The sequence below is a fragment of the Collinsella aerofaciens genome, from assembly GCF_018785245.1.
In the GTDB taxonomy this organism is placed as follows: domain Bacteria; phylum Actinomycetota; class Coriobacteriia; order Coriobacteriales; family Coriobacteriaceae; genus Collinsella; species Collinsella aerofaciens_AD.
Window position 1 is genome coordinate 1 of the sequence record NZ_WQPL01000063.1, and the last position, 370, is coordinate 370.

At 74.1% G+C, this 370-nt stretch carries 1 protein-coding gene; it reads right to left on the reverse strand.

What is annotated here, in order from left to right; all coding sequences use genetic code 11:
* Window positions 1-370 (reverse strand): IS110 family transposase (locus tag GPK39_RS09175; RefSeq protein ID WP_215675179.1); only part of this gene is annotated, 370 nt, incomplete at both ends.

The following is a 370-nucleotide window of genomic DNA, read 5'->3' on the forward strand; positions in this document are numbered from 1 at the left end:
AGGTCGTCGCGCGTCTCGGCGGCCGCCTCGACCTCGTTCCTCAGCGCCGCAAGCGCCCGGATGCCGCCGTCGTCGGCGGGGTGTATGCCGTCGAGCCACCTGAGGAAGCCGTACGTCCAGTACCTCCGGGGGTTGCCGGCCGGCGTCGTGCCGCCGTAGGCGTAGCCGCGGCGGGCCAGGAACGCCAGGAGCCGCTGCTTCGCCGCCGCGAGCCTCGCGGTCGCGGCGTCGTGGGCCCCGGCGAGGTCCCTGAGCCCCTCGATCTCGGGGGACGGCACCCATACCGGGGCGACGTCGTGCGACAGTATCGCCTTGGCCATCCTGGCCGCGTCGTTGCGGTCGTTCTTGGACGAGAGGTCGGCCGCCGACC